Origin of the sequence: Silvibacterium dinghuense, assembly GCF_004123295.1 — a bacterium.
Lineage (GTDB): Bacteria > Acidobacteriota > Terriglobia > Terriglobales > Acidobacteriaceae > Silvibacterium > Silvibacterium dinghuense.
In genome coordinates, this window is the sequence record NZ_SDMK01000005.1 from 61635 (window position 1) to 84003 (window position 22369).

Here is a 22369-nt window from a genome sequence, read left to right on the forward strand (position 1 = left end):
CATTCGTAAGCAGGAATAGCTGTAAAAATAATCCCCGACAGACAATTTTCTTATCGCTGTCTTTCGAGATATACGCTCAATTCTCACTTGGAGGCTGAATTTCGTCGATGACCAGTACCGGCAACGGGGCCTTCCCTGGTTTCAGCTCCAGCCCCATATCCGCGACCGCAGTAAAGAGCGTTGCCGAAGAGGATGGATCTGCCTCGGCAGCCTGTTCGGCAGAAACCATACGTTCATTCGCGTCACCGACAAGAATGCTGCCATCCGGTCCTCGCTTCGAGCCCGGAAATTGCACAGAGAAGTCGTAGGAGCCATTCAGTCCTGTCCGGTCGATAATCTTGTGTTCGGTATAAGCATTAAGTATCTGCACAATCATGCTCAGCGGCACAGACTGTCCAATCGTCTGACCATCGATCCCTTGTATGACACTGCCTGGTCCGCCAATCGCGTCGCCGAGCTTTGGCCGATGCAACGCATCGTCCGGAGATGGAAGCTTTAGCTTCGATCCGCCTTTCGCAACGGTAAGGAGATAGACCGGCAGCATCCGGGTCTCCCAGTGCGCCCTGAGATGAAAGCGATCCAGTAAGACAGGCTGGAGCATATGAAGACGCTGTTTGTAGTGGAGCTTTTCTATGACCGGAATATCCGGGCCATCGACCTTTGCCTCGATGGCATAATGGGTTGAGTTCGTCCAGGCTGGCAGATGATCGATCTGGTAGCTCTTATCGATGCCATAGGCAGACTCGATCAAGGCTTTGAGCGATTCGGTTTCACAGTGATAGCCCTCTTTTGACAAGCCGCAGTTGCCGCGATCGTCATGCGTCGGATGTATCGATACAACCGCAAAACGCGGCAGACCTGCGGTGTCCACATCCTGCATGGCAGCAACAGCATCACCGAAGAGCCCTGGCGCCACGGCAAAGCCGACAACCAGAATCGAGGTAATAGCCACAGCGGCTTTTGCGCGACCGCTCATGCGGTCCGCAATAGCGCCTGTCATGATGCGCACAACCCGCCGCTTAAGATCGGCTCCGGTGACTCCGGCCATAGGCGTCACAGGAGATTCGAGATACCAGCGGCAGACGCCGAGAATACTCTCGGCATAGACTTCTGGCCGGCTCCCGGCACACAGTACGGCCTCATCGCAGGCCTGCTCACGCTCTTCGAGCAGCCGCGCGCGGATCATCCAGACCGCGGGATGAAACCAGAAAACGGCAGTAATGCACATGTGCAGGAATGCGGTCAGATTGTCGCGCCTGCGGATATGGCAGAGCTCATGCGCAAGAATGGCATCGACCTGCGCCGGCGAAAAATCCTGGAGCAGGCTGCTCGGAATCAGGATGCGCGGGCGCACAATGCCGACCACACCAGGCTCCACGCTGCCTTCATGCGCGAGGATCGAAACACCGGAAACCCGGCCCAGCGGCAGCGTAACGCGCAGCAAAGTGCGGATGCGATTCCATTCGTGAACATATAGAAACACAACGATGCCTGCGCCACACAGCCACATTGTGGCCAGGAGCGAGAGTGCAAGACCAATCGACGCGTGAGAGCCTGCAGCCGCGTTAGAGAGATTCACCGGGTATGCGGATTGCTGCGGAAACGGCATTGAAAACCGCACCACACCTGCAGTCAGTGCCGCATCATGCGGCTTTGCGATGAAGCGCCATGAGGCATACCGCATCCCCACCCACCTGCCGAGCGAGAGAAACAGTCCAAAAGGCAGGCAGAACTTCACAGAGGCCATCATCCACAAGCGATAGCGCACACGCGCCTGCGCACGATGCAGCATCGCAACCAACAACCATATAGCAAGAAAAACAGCGGTGGACTGCCAGAGATGATTCAACACTGCAGCCGGCCATGGAGAATCTGCAGAAACGATCGCACCGTGGACTGCAAACATAGCTCGCACCGCCTCCTCCTAATTCTCCGTCGGCATTTCGACATGGTCGATGACCAATACCTTCACCGGCCCTTTTGAGGGAACCAGTTTCAGCCCTAACTGCTCCTGCAAGGCTGTGAAGATCGAGGGTCCAGCGTCGCCTGCACCGGAGTCGCTCGAATCTGGCGGTGCATCCTGCGGCGTGAACTTCAGCACAAAACTGTATTTTCCGGTGAGGCCTGTCTGATCGATGATGTCGCGATTGAGATCGCTGGCGAGACTGAATACCAGCGACTTCATGGGGGCTCCATTGAATTTGATCTTGTGCTCCGTGGGAGACCAGTTCGAAGACATGCCGCCGGAGGGAATGGACTTCACATCGGCTGCATTCTGCGCCGCATTCTCCGAGAACTTAGGACCGTTCTTTTCGAGCACAAGGTCATAGGTCGGAAGCTCTCTCGTCTCCCAGTGCGCCTTCGCATGAAAGCGCTCAGCCAGCATATTGACCGCGAATTGTCTTTCCTGCTCCTCCGTGAGGTTCATCTTCTTCACCTCTTCCGGGGTTGGATCGACGGTCTTGGCGTGAATATCCCAGTCCTTCCCTTTTGCCCAGGCAGGGATTCCAAAGATGAGACCGGAGCGAATGTCGTAGGCATTCATAAACAGTGTCACCAGATCGACGTTCGTACCGTCGAACTTCCCATCGCCAAACCCAATGCCCATGCCGTCATTGGCCCCCGGTTTATGGACATGAATGGAGATCACGTCAAACGCCGTTGGTACCTTTGCAGGTGATGTGGCCGCCTGCGCATGAACGCGATCTATCTGTATCAGGCCAGGCAGCACCGGAATGCTCACCGCGGCAAACGCCGTGACGCAAAGCAGCAATTTGCGGCGCATCCCGAGCGCTCGTGGCGCCTCACCCTTCATGATGTACACGATGCGCCGCTTGAGGTCGGAACCTGTGATGCCCGAAAGGCACGGCAGCGGTGACTCGACATACAGACGGCACACACTCAAAATGCTCTCCGCATAAAGCTCTGCGGCGTTGCCCGACTGCAGCACAGCCTCATCGCAGGCCTGTTCACGCTCTGCGAGCAGGCGCGTCCTGATCCACCAGACAGCAGGATGAAACCAGAACAATGCTGCCACGCCCATATGCAGCATGGCGGTCAGGTTATCGCGGCGGCGCATATGTGCCAGCTCATGCTCGATCACGGCACGCAATTGCGGCTCGGAGAGATGAGAAAGAACACCCTCCGGCAACAGCAGCACAGGACGCATGATGCCGAAGATGCCCGGCTCCAGTGCGGTGTCAGAGAGACGCACCTCGATACCCGCAGCAAGATCGAGCTCGATGGGCATCGCAGCACGCACCAAGCGACGCACCTCAAACCACTGCCGCAACCAGGACAAGACAAGAAGAACGAAACCGACGAGCCACATGCCAACCAGCGCTGGAAGCAGAATCCGCTTCACCTGCTGCCACGGATTCGCAACAGCAGCTCCCATTTCACTGCGGGCTGAAGAAGAAAAAGCGCGCTGCTGCAGCGGTTGCGAAACACTTTGCATCCATACAGCAGCGCTATGTTCTGTGCCATGCGCTGGCAGAACAAACTGGGTATGCGACCAGGAGGCAACAGACGCAGCGAGAGCACTGACAAGCGCCAGTGGCACCAGGAACTTGATCGACGCGGCCATCCACACCCAGAAGCGTGCGCGGGCCGGGGCATGGCGCAACGCAAGAGTCAGCAGCCATGCAACGGCAACCGTCAGCGTGGATTGCCACAGATGATCGGCAAGGGCTGAAAGCCAGGCATGGTCAAAGAGCATGAACACATTCATGACTTCTTCCCCTTTTCGCGGGCCAGATCACGCAACACCCGCTCTGCATCCTTCACATCGTCGAGCGAAAGCTTTCCGGATTCGATCAGGTGCGCCATCACCGGCTGGGAGCGCCCTCCAAACAGCGACAGGAGATCATCGATCAGCGTGCGTTGCGCGGATTCGCGGGAGATGGCCGCGGCAAAGAGATGAAAATTGCCCACCTTGCGAACCCTCTGAAGCACACCCTTGGCTTCCAGCCGGTAGACCGTGGTCTGGATAGTCGTATAGGCAGCACGCTTTTTAGCCGGAAGCGACTCCTGGATCTCGCGGATCGAGAGCTCACCCTTCGCCCAGAAGACCTCCATGATCTGAAACTCGAGACGGGACAGTTTGGGATTGGGCATATTTTCCTGATTTACTACTGTGGTAGTAGACACTACTACGCGCGTATGCCACGCGCAAGCTTTTTATCTCGTTGGATAAAAATCTTTCATGGCCACGCCCACGGGCATTGACGCCAGAACCAGTTAGAAGATGATCCGCATCCTCGCGCCCATCAGCACCGTCGAGTACGCCTTCGCCGCGTTTGTCGGATGGATCGAGACTTCCATATCCGGCCCAACTTCCATGCTTGTCGTCAGACGCAACCGATAGAAGGTCTCGATCACGCCTTCCTGGCGTTTGCCCTGACCCGTGCTCGGCTTCGTCCAGTTGAAGGCCGTGCCGAAGAAATCACCCTGCCGTCCAAAGGGCTTGGTGTTGACGACGCCCACCGACTCGATCTGCTTGGTCGCCGTGCCTTTGTCGGTGGCCTGCGTGAAGCGGCCGAAGGGCGCCCAACCGTTGGCGAACTCATGATCGAAGCCGATGCCGCCGCCGTGCCCGCTGCCTAGCGTCTTCGTATCGTTGCGCCACAGCACACCGCGATAGTTCACCCACTTGCTGCCGGGAAAGCCCTTGAACCAGCCGACCTCGATGGCCTCGAGATACTTGCGGTCCGCCAGCGTGCCGATATTCCGCTGCTGCGCGCCCTCGGTATCGACAGCGAGAGCATGCACAAACAAACGCGGCGTCGCCTGAAATTCCATCGCCGCGCCGCCGGCATACGTTCCATCCGAGGCGATAGCAAGATCGCCGTCGTTTTCGCCGTTCAAAAACTGCGTGCGCTCGTCGTTGTTGAACATCGACAGGCTGATGTGCTGATTCGGATGCAGCTTGCCCACATAGAACGAGAGGCGCCGCGCCAGGAAGTCCTGCCGCCAGTACAGAATGTTCAGCGTGATCGGCTCCTGCTCGCCGCCGCCCTGCAGGCAGTTCAGATACAGCCCGGAGCCCAGTTGATCGCTCAGGTTCCACTGCTGGCTCATGCCGATGTTCGTCCCCGAGCGCACCAGCAACCCGATCGACCCTGCCGTGGACTCGGAGCTATACACCGCCCAGTTCCCATTCAGATCGAGACGCCCACTCAACTGATCGTGCCGCACGCTCTCCGGCGTCACCGTCGCGTACTGGTTCAGAAAGGTATAGGTTGCGCCGAAGTTGATATGCGAAGTCTTTGCCGCCCAGTTCCCTGCTGTTCGAAAAGGCTTCAGCGGCCAGCCCAATGGATCGCGCTGATAGAGCGGATCGGCAGGAATCTTCGCCATCGGCCCGGCAATGGCATCGAGTTCCTGCTGGATCGGCTGCCCCTCCGGAAAGATCGCCGGAATGGCCTGCGGCTGGAAGCGCGCATTCCTTTGCGGCTCGCTCGGAATCATGACCTGCGGAGGCGTTCCCTGCGGCTTCAGCTGCGCGGTCGAGTCCTGCGCCCACATTGTGCCTGTCAGCCAAACGCCACCAGCGGCGGCAATCATCCATGAACCCAACATGCGTGCCCACCCACCTGTCGATCTGCGCATCAAGAAAAGGTCCTCTCCACAGCCAGCATAGCTCCGCCCATCACCTTCTCTTCCGTATACTGCAAAACAATCCGTACACAGAGGTCTTCCGCCTGCATGCCCAGCCAGACGCTGTTCGATCGCCGTACATTGCTTGCCGTCACTTCACGCCTCGGCATCGCCTCCGCGCTCTTCCCCGGAGCGCTCTTCACGCTCGCCGCGCAGGCTCAGCAGGACGCGCAACCCGGGCAAGCTCTCAAGCCGATCACAACCGACATGATCGATCAGGCCGCTGCTCTCGCCGGCATCACCATTGCACCCGACCAGAAGCAGATGCTCATCGCCGGCCTTACTCAGCAGCGTGAAGGCTATGAGTCCATCCGCAAGCTCCATCTGCCCAATAGCGTTCCGCCCGCCTATATCTTTGATCCTCTGCCCCCGGGTGCAGTCGTAAATACGCAGAAAAAAACTCCCGTCTACAGCCAGGCCGTCGCCACCATGCCAACCGACCTCGAAGACCTGGCCTTTGCGACCGTGCCACAGCTGGCCGATCTTGTCCGAAGAAAGAAAGTCTCTTCTCTCGACCTGACGGAGATGTACCTTCGCCGCCTCGAACGCTACAACCCCACGTTGCAATTTGCCGTCACCCTCACCAGAGAGCGGGCACTCGCGCAGGCCCGCGATGCAGATGCGGAGATTGCCCGCGGCCACTCTCGCGGACCGCTGCATGGCCTGCCCTGGGGCGCGAAAGACCTGCTCGCCGTCAAGGGCTATCCGACTACATGGGGAGCCGGCGGTTTCGAGCACCAGGTCATCGACGAAGATGCAACCGTCGTACAGCGTCTCGACGCCGCCGGGGCTGTCCTCGTTGCCAAACTCACCCTTGGTGCCCTGGCTATGGGCGATTATTGGTTCGGCGGACGCACGCGCAATCCCTGGAATCCGAAGCAAGGCTCGAGCGGCTCATCGGCCGGTCCCGCTTCTGCGACCTCTGCCGGCTGCGTCGCATTTTCCATCGGCTCCGAAACGCTTGGCTCTATCTCTTCACCCTCCACACGCTGCGGAGTAACCGGACTCCGCCCGACCTTCGGCTTTGTGCCGCGCACCGGCGCCATGACGCTGAGCTGGACCATGGACAAGCTCGGCCCCATCTGTCGCGCGGTCGAAGACTGCGCCATCGTCATGCAGGCTATCTATGGTCCCGATGGCCAAGATCTCGCCGCACGCGAGGCGGCTTTCAACTGGAATGCCGATCTCGACTGGCGAAAGCTGCGCGTCGGATACATTGTCAGCGAGTTTGAAGCCGACAAGCCTGAGCCCGAACAGCCAGCAAAGCCGGACGAGACAGCCGAAGAAAGAACACAGCGTGAAACTGCCCGCCGCGAAAACGAAGCCAGCCACGCCCGGCGTGCCTACGATCGCAACTATGATCTCGCCGCGCTCGATAAGTTGCGCGCCATGGGCGTTTCCCTCGTGCCGGTAGAACTTCCGAAGCTCCCTTACGATGCCATGGCCGCATTGCTCACCGCTGAAGCCGCCGCGGCCTTCGACGAGCTGACGCGCAGCGGCCGCGACCGCCTGCTCACCCGTCAGACAGAAGACGACTGGCCGAATCTCTTCCGCATCCACCGCTTCTATCCCGCGGTCGAATACATCCAGGCCAACCGTGCCCGCACCCTCGCTATCCGCGAGATCTCAACGCTCTTTGAACAAGTCGATATTATTGTCGCCGCCTCGAGCAGCGTGCAATTAACAGCGACGAATCTGACCGGACATCCCGCGGTGATTGTGCCAAACGGCCTGCGCGGTCCCGATGCTCCCACGGCGCCAGTCAGGAACACCGGAGACGACGATCAGGTCGGAGGACCGGGCACACCGGTGAGCCTCACCTTCCTCGGCGGACACTACCAGGATGCGAAGCTATGTGCCTTTGCCCGGGCCTATCAGGAAGCGACAGGATTTCACACGTCGCATCCCAGGCTCGCTTAACGCAGAGAGCCGGACAGGCTCTAGGTTCCCGGGGAGGTGCGTTGCGCATCTTCATGCACCTCCACCCGGTTCCGGCCGGAGGTCTTGGCCTGATACAAAGCGCGGTCGGCATGCCCAAGAAGCGTGTCGACATCGTCCAGTGAAGTCGCGGAAGACGCAGCGCAGCCAACGCTGCAGGTCACAGGAATGAAGTGCTGCTCGAATGGAACGGGCGCCACGGCTATGGCCTGGCAGATTCGCTCCGCCACCTGAACCGCGACCTCGATGTCGGCCTCCGGCAGCACCACCATAAACTCCTCGCCGCCATATCTGCCCACCGCATCCCGCACGCGAATACTGGCACGCAGCCTGGAAGCGACTACCCGCAATACCTCGTCGCCGGCTGGATGGCCAAAGGTATCGTTGATCTTCTTGAAGTGGTCGATGTCGATCATCAGAACCGATGTGGCAGCGGCCGCCTCGGCGCGGGCGCGTTCAGCGGCCATCAACTCCAGAATCGCTCCCCGGTTCCATACATGGGTCAGCACATCGATGCGTGCCTTCATCTCGAGCTCTTCGTTGGAAGCAGCCAACGCCAGCTGCGACTCGGACAGCGCCGCGATCTCAAGCTCACGCTCGGCAAGCTCGGCGAGATCGAACAGGGCGGAAAGCTGGTCCGCGCCGAATTCGCGAGGACTGCTATCTCCGATGCAGAGCACGCCGATGCGCTCTCCATCGAAGTGCAGCGGCACGCCGGCGTAAAAAACCCAGAAATCCGCAAGGATGCTGTCAAAGACGCGCGCGTCGGTGCGGGCATCCTGCACCAGGCATACCCCATCATCGAGAACGGTGTGGTGACAATACGAATCCTTCCGCAGCCCTTCGAGGCCATCGAAGCCCTGGACGCTTTTCAGCCAGGCAAGTTTCTCCCCGACGATATCCAGGCATGCCATCGGTACATCGAACATGCGCCGGGCAAGCCGCGTGATCTTGTCGAATCGTTCTTCCGCTGGCGTACCGAGCAGGCGAACTCTATGGACAGCAGCCATACGTCGGGCTTCATACGGCGAGACCGGTGCAGCTGGCATATTTCTCCTCTGTCCATCGCTCGGACACCCCGATGATAGCAACACCCTCATATCGCAAAAGAGAAGAAACCACAGGCAGCGCTGCCCTCCAGCCAAACTCCATCCCGCCGATAAAATATCCTTCCATGCACATGTCCTTCGATCTGGCCGGCATCTGGCTGGTGGTGGCCTCATTTTTAGCCGGAGCGCTCAACGCCGTGGCAGGCGGCGGCTCCTTTCTCTCCTTCCCCGCGATCCTCGGTGTCGGCGTGCCTCCAATCCAGGCCAACGCAACCAACACCGTCGCTCTGTGGCCGGGACAGTTCACCTCCATTGCCGCCTACTGGGAAGATCTGAAACACAATCTGAAGCTGATAGGGCCGCTCGGCTCGGCTGCGCTCATCGGAGGCTGCGCCGGTGGACTGGTCCTGCTGCATACCGGGCAAAGCACCTTCATGAAGCTGGTTCCCTGGCTGTTGCTCGTCGCAGCCATTCTCTTTGCGGCCAGCGGTCCCATCTCGCGCTGGCTCAACCAGCGCGGACGCGGCGTGGAAGAGACGGAAGTTCATCCGCCGATGCTGCCGCTCTTTCTGCTCATGATCGTGGTGTGCTTCTATATCGGCTATTTCGGCGCCGGCGCGGGATTCCTCATCATGAGCCTGCTCGCCCTCTTCGGCATTCAGAATATCCACCAGATCAACGCACTGAAGGTGGTCACCACCACGCTCGCCAACGGTATCGCCGTGGTCGTCTTCATCGTGCGCGGGCAGGTGCTCTGGCAGCACTGCCTGCTGATGATGGTGACCGCGGCGCTCGGCGGCTATCTCGGCGCAAAAGGCGGGAAGCGCCTCGATCCGCGGCTGGCGCGGGCCTTCGTCATCGCTATCGGCTTCAGCATGGCAGGCTACTTTTTCTGGCGGAACGCGCACTAAGCGCAAGCGATGTCATTCTGAGGGACAATGAAAGCATGAGCCACGAAGGAATCAGGATGGTGTCGGCCGAAGAGGCCCGCCGCGCCGAAGAAGCCGACCGGCCACTGCCGAAAGAGGCCACAGACCCGGCCAAGGTACGCGTCCACAAGACCGAAGGCACCGGCGTTGAGATCGACTGGAAGGACGGCCATCGCAGCGCATGGACCTTCGCATGGCTGCGCCTCGCCTGCCCCTGCGCCACCTGCGTGGAAGAGCGCGAGCGCGAAGGCCGCAAGCCCGGCGAGCCAAAGGCGAAGCCTGTCGAGCTGCTGCCCATGTACCAGGCGCCGCCGCGCCCTGAGACCGTGACTCCGGTCGGCCGCTACGCCATCAGCTTCCACTGGAATGACGGCCATTCCAGCGGCATCTACTCCTGGGATTTTCTGCGACGCAACTGCATTTGCGAGGCGTGCAAAAACAGCTTCTAGCTTCCAGGGAAAAAGCCCAACGCGGCAGGAAGGACCCTTTTTCTTTCCCCTAAAGGGTCGAAGCCGCCCGCACCGGCACGAACAAGCTAAAGGCTAGAAGCTAAGAGCTAAAAGCTAGCCAGGCTGGGCGTCGCCTCCAGCAGCGACCGCGTATACGCCTCGCGCGGAGCGGCGCACAGTTCGAGGCTCGGGCCTTCTTCGACAAGCTTCCCGCGATGCAGCACCGCAATCCGCGTGGAAAGATAGCGCACCAGCGGCATCGAGTGCGAAATGAAGAGATACGTCAGCGCGAAATCCCGCTGCAGCTCACGCAGCAGGTTGATCACCTGCGCGCCCACGCTCACATCCAACGCCGAGACCGGCTCATCGAGCACCAGCATCTTCGGCCGCAGAATCAGCGCCCGGGCAATGTTGACGCGCTGACGCTGGCCACCGGAAAACTCGTGCGGATAGCGCTCCAGCGCGGATTCATCCAGCCCCACCGCGCGCAGCATCTCCGTCACGCGCCCGCGCAACTCGCCTGCCGCGCATGTCTTGTGGATCACCAGAGGCTCGGCCACCAGCTCCCGTACCCTCATCCGCGGATTCAGCGCTGCAAAGGGATCCTGAAAGACCACCTGCATCCGCCGCCGCAACTCCCGCTGGCCGGATCTTCCGACGGGCTGGCCGTCGAAAAGCACCTCACCCGAGGTCGGCTCGATCAGGCCCAGCACCATCCGCGCAATCGTCGACTTGCCCGAGCCCGATTCCCCGACGAGGCCAAGTGTCTCGCCTTCGGCAATGGAGAAGGAGACATCATCGACAACGCGTGCGTCGGGTCCATAGGATTTGGCAAGACTGCGGGCTTCGAGCAGGGCCATGGAAGGAGGATAGCAACTCTGACCTAAATCACCGAAGGATCGCCGATGAGCCCGGCATGCGGATGCGCCGCCCAGTGCTGTTCGACCCGATCCAGCGCCTCGTTCACACTGCCCGCCAGCTGCACCAGCGCCCGCGTCTCCGGCTTGAGAAACCCCTCGGCGAGCACATGGTCCAGAAACGCCAGCATCGGGTCCCAGTAGCCATCGATATTGATCAGCACGCACGGACTCGCGTGAATCTTCAGCACCGCCCAGGTCACGATCTCAAAAAACTCGTCCAGCGTGCCATACCCGCCCGGCAGTGCGAGAAACGCATGTGACCGCTCGGCCATCAGCGCCTTGCGCTCGTGCATGGTGCCCACGGCGTGCAGCTCGGTCAGGTGGCGATGCGCAATCTCGCGGCCGGCGAGTACGTCAGGAATCACGCCGATCACCGGAGCCCCGTCCGCGAGCGCAGCTTCGGCCACCGCGCCCATCAGGCCCACAGTCGCTCCGCCATACACCAGGCCATGCCCACGGGTAGCGATCCCGCGGCCAAGTGCGCGGGCGGCTTCAAGATATGCAGGGCGGCTGCCGGAGGCCGATCCGCAGAAGACAGCAATATTGTGTCGGGGGAGATTCATGCTCCCGCCATCCTATCGCAGCCGCATGAGAGGGGTTAGACGAGCAGCTTCATACCCGGAAGCTTCGCAGCATGGCGGTCAAAGCTCACGGTGTATTCGCATCCGGCATGGCGACCAAGCTGCGCGATCAGGCAATCGGAAAGACCGGCGCGGGACTCCTCGAAGAGATGGAGCGCTTCGCGAACCACTTCGGCTTGCTCAACCACCAGCTCTTCTGCTTGCAGAAGAGCTGTAATGACCGCGACGATCATCTTGCGATCAAATTCATAGTTTCCGCCCAGGACCCAAGCCGTTTCTGCAAGAGTGATGAGAGAAATGAATCCGGGGGATGCGGCAGAGAGAGCATGCATAAACACGCGAACACGAATGATCTGCGCAGGATCATCCTTGGCCAGATAACGGACCAGTACATTCGTGTCGAGCCCAATCATCCTCGACCAGATCCCATTTCAGCGATCGCCTCATTCATTTCTTCAATCGACACAGGCTTCCTGCCAGGCCGATGGAGCATTCCCTCCAGAGAACGAACAGAAATAGTCGCGGGAATGATCTCGTAACGGCCAGTCCGCTGATTGCGAACGAACTCCAGCCGATCTCCGGCCTTCAGTCCAAGCTCTTCCCGGACCTTCGCGGGAACAGTAATCTGGCCTTTCGAAGTAAGAGTAGCCGTAGCCATATGCACTCCTTACGCTTCATTCTATTCCTTACTTTTATAAAAAGGTAAGGAATCCAGCAGGCGATAAAATGGAGAAGACACCTTCAGGATTGGACACATCCCCCTTGCGGCATTTACTGGACAAGCTGAACCCCGAGCAGCGCGCCGGCGTCGAGACCGTCGACGGCCCCGTGCTTTTGCTCGCCGGCGCCGGATCGGGCAAGACCCGCGTCATCACCCATCGCATCGCCTACCTTATCGAGGAGCGCGGTGTCGCACCCGACGCCATCCTGGCCGTGACCTTCACCAACAAGGCCTCGAAAGAGATGGCCGAGCGCGTCGACAAGCTCATCGGCCATAACTCGCTGGCGAAACCGATGGTCGCCACCTTCCACTCCTTCTGCGTGCGCCTGCTGCGCCGCGACATCGAAGTGCTGCGCATCGGCAACGAAGGACTGACGAAGGACTTCGTCATCTACGACGAGAGCGATCAGCAGAACATCGTCAAAGCCGCCATGCGCCGCATGGGCATCGACGACAAGCAGCTCACCCCGCGCACCGTGCTCTCGAAGATCTCCTGGGCGAAAAACCACATGATCGATCCGCAGGAGTACTACCTGAACTCCGCGGATGCCAACGGCGAGCGCATCGCGCACATCTTCGAGGCTTATCGCAAGGAGCTGCGCAAGGCCAACGCCCTCGACTTCGACGACATCCTCCTCGAGGCTGTGCGTGTGCTTAAGTCATCGGCTGAGGTGCGCGAGCGCTACAACCGCCGCTACCGCTACGTCATGATCGACGAGTACCAGGACACCAACCGCCCGCAGTACGAGCTGATGAAACTCCTCGCCGGCGAAGCGAAGAACATCTGCGTCGTCGGCGACGAGGACCAGAGCATTTACTCCTGGCGCGGCGCCGATATCCGCAACATCCTCGACTTCGAAAAGGATTTCCCCGGCGGCAGGATCATCCGCCTGGAGCAGAACTACCGGTCTACGAGCGTCATCCTCGAGGCTGCATCGGCCGTGGTTTCGCGCAACACCCAGCGCAAGGGCAAGAACCTGTGGACCTCGCGCGAGGGCGGCTCGCTCATCGGCTATTACGAGGCGCCGGACGGCGAGAACGAGGCGCTGTTCATCGCCGACACCATCCAGAAATACTTCCGCAAGGTCGGCCCCGAGCAGGAAGAGCCGCGCGCGGCGGTGCTCTACCGCACCAACTCGCAGTCGCGCCTGGTGGAAGAGGCGCTGCGCCGCTACGGCATCAAGTACACCATGGTCGGCGGCTTCTCCTTCTACGAGCGCGCCGAAATCAAGGATCTGCTCTGCTACCTGAAGTTCATCCAGAACCCGGACGACTCGGTCGCTCTGCAGCGGGTCATCAACACGCCGGCACGGGGCATCGGCAAGACGACAGTCGAGACGCTGGAGCGCATCGCGCTCGAAACCGGCACCAGCACCTGGACGGCGATTCAACGCGCACTCCATGAGAAGCTGCTGCCCTCGCGCGCGCTGATCGCCCTCGACACTTTCCGCAAGATCATCGAAGACTCGCGCGCACTGCTTGCTCCGAACTTCGCCGACAAGCTCGCGGCCGATGTCGCGCCCGAAGAGCTCACAGAAGCTGGCGACGCAGCAGAACCGGAAACCGACACCAGCTTCGGCTTCGGCGATGCCGCCGAAGAAGACAGCATCCTGGCCGAGGCGAGCACCGCCGAGGAAGCCACCAGCTTCGATTTCGGCGACGAATTCCAGACCGGCTTCGCCTTCGGTGCCTCCGAACCCGTTTCCTCACCCGGTCATACCGGCCCCGGAGACGAGCCTGAAACCCTGGTCGATGCAATGGCCTTCAATCCCTTTGCCGACGAGCCGCCCGTACCGCACGCTGCGGCATCAGGCCGTGCGCTGCGTGCCGACAAGCTCGCGCCGAAGCAGGAAGAAGCAAGCGCAAGCCTCGAGACCAGCGGCCGCATTGACGGCTTCCGCGCCCCGGGAGACGCCGCGACGCTGCCCGAGCTCATCAAGTTCGTCATCGATCGCACCGGCTACATCCGCTCGCTCGAGGAAGAAGGCACGCCCGAGGCCATCTCGCGCATTGAAAACCTGAAAGAACTGGCCAACGCGGCGCAGGACGCTCAGGAGCGCGGCGAAACACTGGCTGAATTCCTCGACCATGCAGCTCTCGCCAGCGACACCGACCAGTACGACCCCGAGTCGCGCGTGACGCTGATGACGCTGCACGCCGCCAAGGGTCTCGAGTTCCCGCTCGTGCTGCTGGCAGGCATGGAGGAAGGTCTCTTCCCGCACTCGCGCACGCTCAACGATCCAAACCAGATGGAAGAAGAGCGGCGGCTCTGCTACGTGGGCCTCACCCGCGCCATGGACACGCTCTACATCACCCGCGCGCGCTATCGCCGCCGCTACGGCAACGATTCGCCCGAGGCGAGCATGGCTTCGCGCTTCCTCGAAGAGATTCCCTCGGCGCTGATCGAAGAGGCCGCCGGCAGCATGCGCCGGGCGGAAGCAAACTACGGCGGGCGCGGCGACGATCAGAGCGGCGGCCACTACAGCTACGAGGACGAAGACCAGAGCGCGAGCAGCTACGGTTCGAGCTACAACCGCGGCGGCTCGAATTACGGCGGCCGCAGCGGGTCAGGCTACGGAGGGTCGGGCTATAGCCGCGGCGGCTCCAGCTATGGAACTTCGAACTCCTCTCGCGGAGCCGGTTCGTCCGGCAAAGCCGGCAGCGGCGAGTCGCTCGACAACATCGCCCGGTTCTTTGGCGGAAAGGGCGGCTACAGCAGCTCGAGCGCCGGTTCACGACCCAAGGTCGAAGCCCCTGAACCCTCCGGCGGCAAGGGCTTCAAGAGCGGCCAGCGTGTTCGCCATGCCAAGTACGGGGATGGCGTGGTCTTCCGGCGCGAAGGCGACGGTGACGATGCCAAGCTCACCGTGCAGTTCGCGAAGTTCGGCACCAAGAAGCTGGTGGAAAAGTTCGCGAACCTGGAGAAGCTGTAAGAGCCTGTTCACGATCTTCGCGCGAGGGGCAGCAGGAACGGCCAGCAGTCAGCCATAAAGACGGCCAGTGAAACCGCGGCTGGCCGCCGTCATCCTGCGAACCCACATCTCAAAATCGAGATGTGGGGCACCCGGCGCGAGGCGGAGGGTTTACCTTCCCGCCCAAGCGGAGCTTGGACGGGATACCCCTATCCCCGCTGCCTGAGTCCTCACTTGCGACCAGCGGGAGCGGAGGCGAAACGCCTGGACGGCCAGTCCCGTTGCCTATTTCGCAGCTACGCTGCTGTGTTCGAGATAGCGCCGTGCTTCGGCCAGCTCCGGACGTGCCGAGCTTGCCTGTCCTGCCGACTGGACCAGGGCGGCGTAATATTGGCCCGCGTCCTGGTGGTCGCCCGACTTTTCCGCCGCATCGGCGGCATGCGCCAGCCCGTTGAAGCGGTTCGGGCTAAGCCGGAGAGAAACCCGGTACTCCCCCAGCGCCGCCTGCGGCTGTCCCATGGCGAGCAGCATGTCGCCCAGCATCTCCCGCGCCGGGATATCGACCTCACCCTAGCCTACCTTGTCCTGCAGATCGGCCGCCGCACGCATCGTTGCCACGGCGTCCTGAGGCCTGTCCGCGGCATAGTCCGCCCATGCGGCGATCTCATCACGCGTGATGCGGGCTCCCGTCGATTCCGCCGCATAAGCCCGCGGCGTCCCCCTGGTCGAGGCCATCAACCGGTCATATGCGGCCAGATCCGCCTGGGCTGCGGCTGCCTGCTTCAGGTGCCCGTGCGCAACTGCCCGCGCCCACCAGGCCATGGCCGCAATGTCCGGCGGAGCACCAGCCGCCGGAGTCAGATTCGCCGCCGCCGCCCAGTCCTGCATCTCCAGGTCATAGAAAATGGGCAGCTTCTCCTGGTAGTAAGCGACCATACCGGACATGAAGCCGCTACCCATGCCCGGCATGGCGTCGATCCGCGCCAGCACCGCCGGCATCTTCGCCAGCACCGCGCGGGCCTCGGCATCATGGCCGCTCTGCAGGTAGGCATAGAGCAGGAAATCATAGGAGTGCGGCTCATCCATCAGACCGGAAAGCCGGTGCGCCTCCGCCGCATCCGAGGCGCGAATCGAGGCCAGCTGGGAGTCGATATCCTGCGGCCAGAGCCCCAGCCGCGCGTAGATATGTCCGGACATGTGCACGGCGTGCGCGCCCGAAGGGGCGATCAGCCCATAACGGTCTGCGGCGGCAAGGCCCTGCGGTGCCAGCTCAGGGTTGTCGCAGGCGTGGATGACGTAATGCACGACACCCGGATTATCCGGATATTTCACAAACAAGGGCCGGAGCACCTGCATCGCAGCCTCTTCCGGGGCAACGGTGGTGTCGTCAGGAGCCTTGGCCGCCAGAAGAGACAGCGCGTAGAACGCGCCCGCATCCACGTCGTCCGGATATTGGCGGTAGAGCTCCTTCATAGCTGCCGCATAGGCCTGAACGCGCTCGGGATAAGCCTGGGAGCCGGGCTGGTAGAAGTCAGCCAGCGCTGCGATGTAGGCGCGCTCGCGCGGCGTGGGTGCGGCCAGAGACTGCGCCTGCTCGATCTGCTTCCAGCCCTCGGCCATCGTTGCCGCGTCGGGGCGCTGCCATATCTGGTGGTAGAGGCTCATCGCCACGCCCCAGTGGGCCATGGCACAATGCGGGTCCTGGGCCACGATGCGCCGGAATTGCGGCTCCGTCTCGGCGTACCAGAAATCATGCAGCAGAGCGACGCCGCGATTGAATGCCGGCTGCACAGCCGGAGCGCAGGAAACAGGAAAAGCAACCACGCCCAGCTTCTCACCCGCAGGCAGAGCGGGCGAAGCCTTGTCCATGGGCATGTGGCCCGCGGGCATGGAGGACATGGTCTGGCCAGGGATTTGGCCGGTAGAAAGCAGGGGGAGAAGCAGGAAGAGGCCAAAGGCAGACACGTTCATGGCCCGGCAAGTATACGACGGCAGCCGCTCACCCGATTTTCCCGGGGCACCCGGCAACCGGCGGACTTATTCTTCCCGCCCAAGCAGAGCTTGGACGGGGCACCCGCCCACTCACTCGATCTTCTAGTTAAACTAAGTCCAGTGGACTAAGTTCACTCTCGCGACCAGCGGGAGCGGGGGCCGAAGGCGGTTCGCACTGCGCGAAGCAGCCGAAGGCGGTTTGCCCTGCGCAAAGCAGCCGAAGGCGATAAGCCCGCACGGCCAGTGCCGCGACCAACGGGAGCGCCACGCGAAGCGAAATCGCCCTGCGCGCAGCCGCATAGGGCGATTCGCCCTATGCGGAATAGCATGATTTAATCTAAAGGAAGAGATTTCTGGAGAAAGAAGCCCCATTCCGATGGCGGCTGAGAACAACCATGGCGAATACCACCAAGATTGAAGACAAGGCGGAACGGAAAGCGATCAAGCGCACCGCCCGCAAGAAGGCCGCTCCGAAGGCGAAGCGCACTGCGCCCCGCGGCTCCAACAAGAAGAAGACCAAGAAGCTGGCACGCGGCCAGAGCAAGCGCTAGGACTAGCCGTCCAGGCAACGGCGCCTTCGGCGCGTCTGTGCCTGTGTGGACGGTACCGGCTCTTGCCTCCGCTCCCGTTGGTCGCTGCATCTGCGACCGGCTTCGATTCACCGGACGCCACATCTCCCGCGAGATGTGGCGTTTGTCTTTCCCTCTGAAAACTCCACCTGAACCTTATGTCTGCCCTGTTACACTCCCGAGAAGAAACTGCCTGTGAGGAGTCGTACCCTGCCGCGCCAAGCCTTAGCCTGTAAATCGATCGACAAGCTCATCCAGGAGTCGGAAAACCCCGAGACAAGTCTGAAAAAGACACTGGGACCGGTCTCCCTGACCTCGCTCGGCATCGGCGCCGTCATCGGCTCGGGCATCTTCACCGTCATCGGCACGGCCATCTCCGGCGAGAAGTTCGACACCTCCTCCATCCTGAACACCCCGCTCCTCGATTATCTTGTGCACCATACGGCGCTCGTCGGACGTCCCGGAGCCGGCCCGGCGCTGGCACTTTCGCTCGTCCTGGTCGCCATTGTCTGCGCCTTCACCGGTTTCTGCTATGCGGAGCTGGCCTCGATGATCCCTATCGCCGGCTCGGCGTACACCTATACCTATGCCACGCTTGGCGAGCTGATCGCGTGGATCATCGGCTGGGACCTTATCCTCGAATACGCGGTCTCCAACATGGCGGTCTCGGTCGGCTTCGCCGAGCACGCCGTCGGCTTCCTCGACTGGTTCGGCATCCATCCCAGCCTGCGATGGATCTCGCCCGCTTATCTGCCCTCCGGCCTGCAGGACCTGCAGGGACACGACCTCTATGCCTCGGGCTGGCACTTCGGCTTCAACATTCCGGCCTTCCTCATCGTGATGCTGCTGACCATGGTCCTGGTGCGCGGCATCCGCGAGTCGGCGGAGACCAATAACATCATGGTCCTGCTGAAGATCGCCGCCATCCTGGCCTTTGTCGGCGTGGGCGCGCACTTCGTGCATCCTTCCAACTGGAAGCCGTTCTATCCCAGCGGCTGGTCGGGCGTGCTCACCGGCGGCTCGATCATCTTCTTCACCTATATCGGCTTCGATTCCGTCTCGACCGCCGCCGAGGAGTGCAAGAACCCGCAGCGCGATGTACCCATCGGCATCATCGCCACGCTGGTCATCTGCACCATCCTCTACATCGGCGTGGCGGTGGTGCTCACCGGGCTCATCAAGTGGGACTCACTGGTCGACGACGCGGCACCGGTCGTCAATACGCTCAAGAAGGTTTATCTCGCGCACCCCAGCGCGACGCTCAACTGGACGCGCCTCGCCATCCTCATCGGCGCGATGATGGGCATGATTTCGTCCATCCTCGTCTTCCAGATCGGCCAGGCGCGCGTGTGGTTTGCCATGTCGCGCGACCGCCTGCTGCCCTCCATCTTCAGCAAGGTGCATCCGCGCTTCCGGACCCCGGCCGTCTCCACCTGGGTCGCGGGGTTCGTCGTCGGCATACCGGCCGGCCTGCTCGACATCGGCACCTTCTCCGATCTCTCAAACATCGGCACGCTCTTCGCGTTTGTGCTGGTCTCGGCCGGCGTGCTGATCCTTCGCTACAAGGAACCCCATCGCCACCGCAGCTTCCGCTGCCCTGGTGGACCGGTTCTGCCGGTTCTGAGCATCATCTTTTGCGTCCTGCTCATGGCCGGACTGCCGATCATGACCTGGCTCCGCTTCTTCGTCTGGCTGGCCATCGGCCTGGTGATCTACTTCTTCTACAGCCGCAAGCGGAGCGAGTTCGCGAGTAATTAGCGTTCGCTGCTCGCGATTTCCTGGAAGACCACGATGTAGCCGTCCGGATCTTTCACACTGAAGAGCCGGAGCCCATAACGAGCCATCTGCGGGGGCTTGGATTTGAGCCCCCTGCCGGTCAGCTCTTTGTAAGCCAGATCGATATCCGCGCAGTGGATGTAGAACACCGTATCGCCCGATCTTCGCTCCGGAGGCTCCGGCGGCCGCTCGTTCGAGTCATAGATCGTGTTCAGCATGATCTCGGCCTCGCCAAAGCGCAGCCACATCCAGTGCGAAAAGCGGCCTTCGCGCGTCTCCACCGCAGGTGAGGCATTCACGACTGAGAAGCCGAGCACATCCCGGTAGAACGCAAGCGACGCATGCATGTCGAAAACGCCGATCAACGGCGTCAGTCCCAGCGGCGAGAAGCTCATGCTTCCTCCTGCACTCGATCTAAGTCAGCCCCGGAATCGCGTACGACTTCTCCTCATACAACGCCTGGTTGCCGATCACGGTAGCAATGGCAGAGTGGTAGCCGATACGCACATCCGCGACCGGCTTCTTGCCGTTACGCACGCAGTCGAGGAAAGAACGGCAGCAGGCCAATGTCGGATCTTCCGCATTCGGCGTCGAGAGGCGCTCGCCTTCACCGCGATAGGGCATCTCGCCTCTGGGCGAGTACGACGCCCCCGTCGTAATGCCGCGCTCTACCACCTCGGCGCCTGCAGGCGCCGCCTTCGGCTTCTTCGGCTCGTAGTAGAAGGTCGCGTCTTCGATCGTGAACTGCACCGTGCCCTCGGTGCCATACACCCAGAGCTGGTTGCCCATCTCGGCGTTGTCGGTGATGGAGCTGAAGACCATGCGCCGCCCCTTCGAATAGCTGAAGATGGCCTGCACATTGTCGCCGACGGTGCGCCCATCCTGCCAGCGAACAATGCTCGTCGTGCCGGTGACACGCGCCGGCGGCTCATCGAAGACCCAGTTGGCAATGTCGATGTGGTGCGAGCCGAGCTCGGTCAGCAGCCCACCCGAGGTCTCGCGATAGAGCCTCCAGTTGATGAGGTGCTCGAGCTTCTTGTCCGGATCGGGACTGGGCACCGGCCTGCGCCAGTCGTTGTTGCGATGCCAGTACGCGTACACATGTGTTGGTTCGCCGATATGTCCCGCCTGGATGCGCCTTACGCCCTCCTGCACCCACGCCGCATAACGATATTCGAAACCCATCTGGAAGACATGGCCTCCAGCCTCCGCCGTCTTCACCTGATCGCGGCACTCACCGGCGGTGAAGGCCAGCGCCTTCTCGCAATACACTGGACGGCCGGAACGCACCGCGGCCTGCGCATGCTCGGCGTGCAACGACACCGGCGTGGAGATCACAATCGCGTCGAGATCTGTCCGTGCCAGCAGCTCGCGGTAATCCTTGTAATGCGGAACGCTGCGCCCCACCAGCTTGTCCACCTGCGCATAGCGCGGCTCGTAGATATCGGCGACGGCGGCAATCTCGTTGCCCGGCAGGTGCAGGAACTGGCGAATCAGCTCCTGTCCGCGGCTGCCCGGCCCGATCACGCCGATGCGGATGCGGTCATTCGGGGAATTCGTGGCCTTCGCACTCAGCGAATCGAGAAGCATGGCCGAACCAGCGGCCGCGACGGGAACAAACTGCCTGCGATTGAGCAACGATGACTCCTCAGGGGTCTTGACTAGGGGTTGAAGTCGAGCGTGCAACGTCTCGCATCGATGGTATCGCGCCAGCGCATGGGATGGCACGCGGACCCCGTACTTGCACCGGATGACACATCGGCAGCGGGCTCTCCCGTGATGACCAGCGCATGATCCTCCGGCAGCGTCGTGAGCAAACGCCTGCTCTCCGCCACCGGCTCCACGAAAAGCACATTCGAGAGCGCATCGCTGGCCGTCGCCGAAGGATCGACAATCGTCACCTGCAGCATGCCTTCCACCGGCCGCAGCTTTGCCGGGTTCATGATGTGGCAATAGAGATGCCCGCCCAGGATGAAGTGCTTCTCCGCGCAGCTCGCGCTTGATAGAGAAGTGTCACGCAGCGTGATCGTCGAGACGGCCTCGCCCGCGTGATTGGGATCGGGCACGACCACCTTCCATCCCTGCTCGCCCTTCGGCGCATCCGGAGGCACACCCAGCGCATAGATCGTGCTCGAGCCCGCCGAGAGCATCGCTGCCTGCACATGCTCCTCGCGCAGGATGGCCACGGCCTTGTCCACGGCAAATCCTTTGCCGATGCCGCCGGGATCCAGCTCCACGCCCGGCGCAGTGAAGCGCACCGTGCGATTCGCCGCATCGAGCACCATCTTCTGCCAGCCCGTCTCCGCGCGCAGCTGATCGAGCTCCGCCTCGGATGGAATGCGTCCCTCGTGCCGGAAGAACCCCCAGCCCTTCATCAGCTTTCCCACCGTAATATCGAAGCCGCCGTGGCTCACCTCGCTCCAGTGCTGCGCCGCTGCGAGAAAGGCGAAGGTCTCGGGATCGGTCGTGACGGGACCGGGATACGCCTCGCGATTGATGCGCGACAGCTCGCTCGACGGCCGGTAGTTGCTCAGCAGTTCTTCCAGCCGATCGATCTCATCGAAGACCGGCCCGGCCTCGGCCTCAGCCTGCGCGCGGTCAGCAGCGTAAATGTAAAGCGTGTACGTCGTGCCCATCGCCGGATGATCGAGCGTGAAGAGCTGCGGCTTCGCCTGCGCGTCAGCAGGCATGGTCAGCAAGATTGAGAGCAGTGCCGCAGCGAGAAAACGCATCGGGAACCAGAGTAGTGGGCGGCTGCACTATGCTGCAAGACGGGACCAATTACACGTGCGGCACTGCCTGAATTTGAGGCCCTAAATCTAAATATTGTGGTTTCGCATCGTAGTTAGGCAATTTAAGAATGCTCTTATATTGA

20 protein-coding genes are annotated in these 22369 nt (G+C 61.5%); 6 read left to right on the top strand and 14 right to left on the bottom strand.

The features are described 5' to 3' along the window. Window positions 1-76: 76 nt before the first annotated feature. The 4 genes from ESZ00_RS18065 to ESZ00_RS18080 all read right to left on the bottom strand — a co-directional run bounded on the left by ESZ00_RS18065 (window position 77) and on the right by ESZ00_RS18080 (window position 5610). Entirely contained in the window at window positions 77-1906 is a 1830-nt protein-coding gene (locus ESZ00_RS18065) for a M56 family metallopeptidase (protein WP_129209812.1), read from the bottom strand. Between the two features lie 18 nt (window positions 1907-1924). Next, on the bottom strand, window positions 1925-3730 hold the full coding sequence (locus tag ESZ00_RS18070; protein WP_129209813.1) for a M56 family metallopeptidase: 1806 nt from the start codon (window positions 3728-3730) through the stop codon (window positions 1925-1927). Next, the gene (locus ESZ00_RS18075) at window positions 3727-4116 is read right to left on the bottom strand and encodes a BlaI/MecI/CopY family transcriptional regulator (RefSeq protein WP_129209814.1); all 390 of its coding nucleotides are present in this window, start codon (window positions 4114-4116) and stop codon (window positions 3727-3729) included. Before ESZ00_RS18075 ends, ESZ00_RS18070 begins: the two co-directional genes overlap by 4 nt. A gap of 123 nt (window positions 4117-4239) precedes the next feature. Further along, window positions 4240-5610: a carbohydrate porin gene (locus ESZ00_RS18080; RefSeq protein WP_229741100.1), complete on the bottom strand. Its 1371-nt coding sequence runs from the start codon at window positions 5608-5610 to the stop codon at window positions 4240-4242. 96 nt (window positions 5611-5706) lie between these two features. Between ESZ00_RS18080 and ESZ00_RS18085 the strand changes: the two genes are divergently transcribed. Continuing rightward, window positions 5707-7578, top strand: a complete 1872-nt coding sequence (locus ESZ00_RS18085; RefSeq protein ID WP_129209815.1) for an amidase — start codon at window positions 5707-5709, stop codon at window positions 7576-7578. A 20-nt stretch (window positions 7579-7598) separates the two neighbouring features. On the opposite strand, the gene ESZ00_RS18090 is transcribed toward ESZ00_RS18085, so the two are convergent. Further along, the gene (locus ESZ00_RS18090) at window positions 7599-8819 is read right to left on the bottom strand and encodes a GGDEF domain-containing protein (RefSeq protein WP_129209816.1); all 1221 of its coding nucleotides are present in this window, start codon (window positions 8817-8819) and stop codon (window positions 7599-7601) included. Here ESZ00_RS18090 and ESZ00_RS18095 point away from each other — a divergent pair. Together ESZ00_RS18095 and ESZ00_RS18100 are read left to right on the top strand one after the other, a co-directional pair. Further along, window positions 8771-9556, top strand: a complete 786-nt coding sequence (locus ESZ00_RS18095) for a sulfite exporter TauE/SafE family protein (protein ID WP_229741101.1) — start codon at window positions 8771-8773, stop codon at window positions 9554-9556. The genes ESZ00_RS18090 and ESZ00_RS18095 overlap by 49 nt on opposite strands. A 35-nt stretch (window positions 9557-9591) precedes the next feature. Beyond that, window positions 9592-10023 (top strand): gamma-butyrobetaine hydroxylase family protein, encoded by a 432-nt coding sequence (locus tag ESZ00_RS18100; RefSeq protein ID WP_129209818.1) that lies wholly within the window; start codon window positions 9592-9594, stop codon window positions 10021-10023. 107 nt (window positions 10024-10130) lie between these two features. Here ESZ00_RS18100 and ESZ00_RS18105 read toward each other — a convergent pair whose 3' ends face one another. From ESZ00_RS18105 to ESZ00_RS18120, 4 genes are read right to left on the bottom strand one after another with little or no spacing between them, the layout of a single operon-like run. Then, a complete protein-coding gene (locus ESZ00_RS18105; protein ID WP_129209819.1) occupies window positions 10131-10883 on the bottom strand; it encodes an ATP-binding cassette domain-containing protein in 753 nt (250 codons plus the stop codon). Window positions 10884-10906: 23 nt separating this feature from the next. Next, window positions 10907-11506, bottom strand: a complete 600-nt coding sequence (locus ESZ00_RS18110) for an LOG family protein (RefSeq protein WP_129209820.1) — start codon at window positions 11504-11506, stop codon at window positions 10907-10909. Between the two features lie 35 nt (window positions 11507-11541). Further along, window positions 11542-11937: a PIN domain-containing protein gene (locus ESZ00_RS18115; RefSeq protein ID WP_129209821.1), complete on the bottom strand. Its 396-nt coding sequence runs from the start codon at window positions 11935-11937 to the stop codon at window positions 11542-11544. Then, window positions 11934-12182: an AbrB/MazE/SpoVT family DNA-binding domain-containing protein gene (locus ESZ00_RS18120; RefSeq protein ID WP_129209822.1), complete on the bottom strand. Its 249-nt coding sequence runs from the start codon at window positions 12180-12182 to the stop codon at window positions 11934-11936. Before ESZ00_RS18120 ends, ESZ00_RS18115 begins: the two co-directional genes overlap by 4 nt. Before the next feature lie 104 nt (window positions 12183-12286). On the opposite strand from ESZ00_RS18120, the gene ESZ00_RS18125 reads away from it, so the two are divergent. Then, window positions 12287-15178, top strand: coding sequence for an ATP-dependent helicase (locus ESZ00_RS18125; protein ID WP_129209823.1), 2892 nt, complete (start codon window positions 12287-12289; stop codon window positions 15176-15178). A 264-nt stretch (window positions 15179-15442) separates the two neighbouring features. Here the strand turns inward: ESZ00_RS18125 and ESZ00_RS18130 are convergent, their stop codons facing one another. Both ESZ00_RS18130 and ESZ00_RS18135 read right to left on the bottom strand, forming a co-directional pair. Then, window positions 15443-15688 carry a hypothetical protein gene (locus tag ESZ00_RS18130; RefSeq protein ID WP_129209824.1) on the bottom strand — a complete coding sequence of 82 codons (246 nt, stop codon included), beginning with the start codon at window positions 15686-15688 and terminating at the stop codon, window positions 15443-15445. Window positions 15689-15727: 39 nt separating this feature from the next. Next, window positions 15728-17128, bottom strand: coding sequence for a hypothetical protein (locus ESZ00_RS18135; RefSeq protein WP_129209825.1), 1401 nt, complete (start codon window positions 17126-17128; stop codon window positions 15728-15730). A gap of 416 nt (window positions 17129-17544) precedes the next feature. Here ESZ00_RS18135 and ESZ00_RS20175 point away from each other — a divergent pair, with 416 nt between their 5' ends. Together ESZ00_RS20175 and ESZ00_RS18140 are read left to right on the top strand one after the other, a co-directional pair. Further along, complete coding sequence (locus ESZ00_RS20175; RefSeq protein ID WP_164981614.1) at window positions 17545-17700, top strand: hypothetical protein; 156 nt, start codon at window positions 17545-17547, stop codon at window positions 17698-17700. Window positions 17701-17913: 213 nt separating this feature from the next. After that, window positions 17914-19476 (top strand): amino acid permease, encoded by a 1563-nt coding sequence (locus ESZ00_RS18140; RefSeq protein ID WP_275669391.1) that lies wholly within the window; start codon window positions 17914-17916, stop codon window positions 19474-19476. Here ESZ00_RS18140 and ESZ00_RS18145 read toward each other — a convergent pair. The 3 genes from ESZ00_RS18145 to ESZ00_RS18155 are packed head-to-tail and all read right to left on the bottom strand — an operon-like array spanning window position 19473 to window position 22226. Further along, the gene (locus ESZ00_RS18145; RefSeq protein WP_129209826.1) at window positions 19473-19889 is read right to left on the bottom strand and encodes a VOC family protein; all 417 of its coding nucleotides are present in this window, start codon (window positions 19887-19889) and stop codon (window positions 19473-19475) included. The two genes, ESZ00_RS18140 and ESZ00_RS18145, sit on opposite strands and share 4 nt — an antisense overlap. 19 nt (window positions 19890-19908) lie before the next feature. Continuing rightward, entirely contained in the window at window positions 19909-21132 is a 1224-nt protein-coding gene (locus ESZ00_RS18150) for a Gfo/Idh/MocA family protein (protein WP_229741102.1), read from the bottom strand. Window positions 21133-21155: 23 nt separating this feature from the next. Then, the gene (locus ESZ00_RS18155) at window positions 21156-22226 is read right to left on the bottom strand and encodes an FAD:protein FMN transferase (protein WP_129209827.1); all 1071 of its coding nucleotides are present in this window, start codon (window positions 22224-22226) and stop codon (window positions 21156-21158) included. Between the last annotated feature and the right edge of the window lie 143 nt (window positions 22227-22369).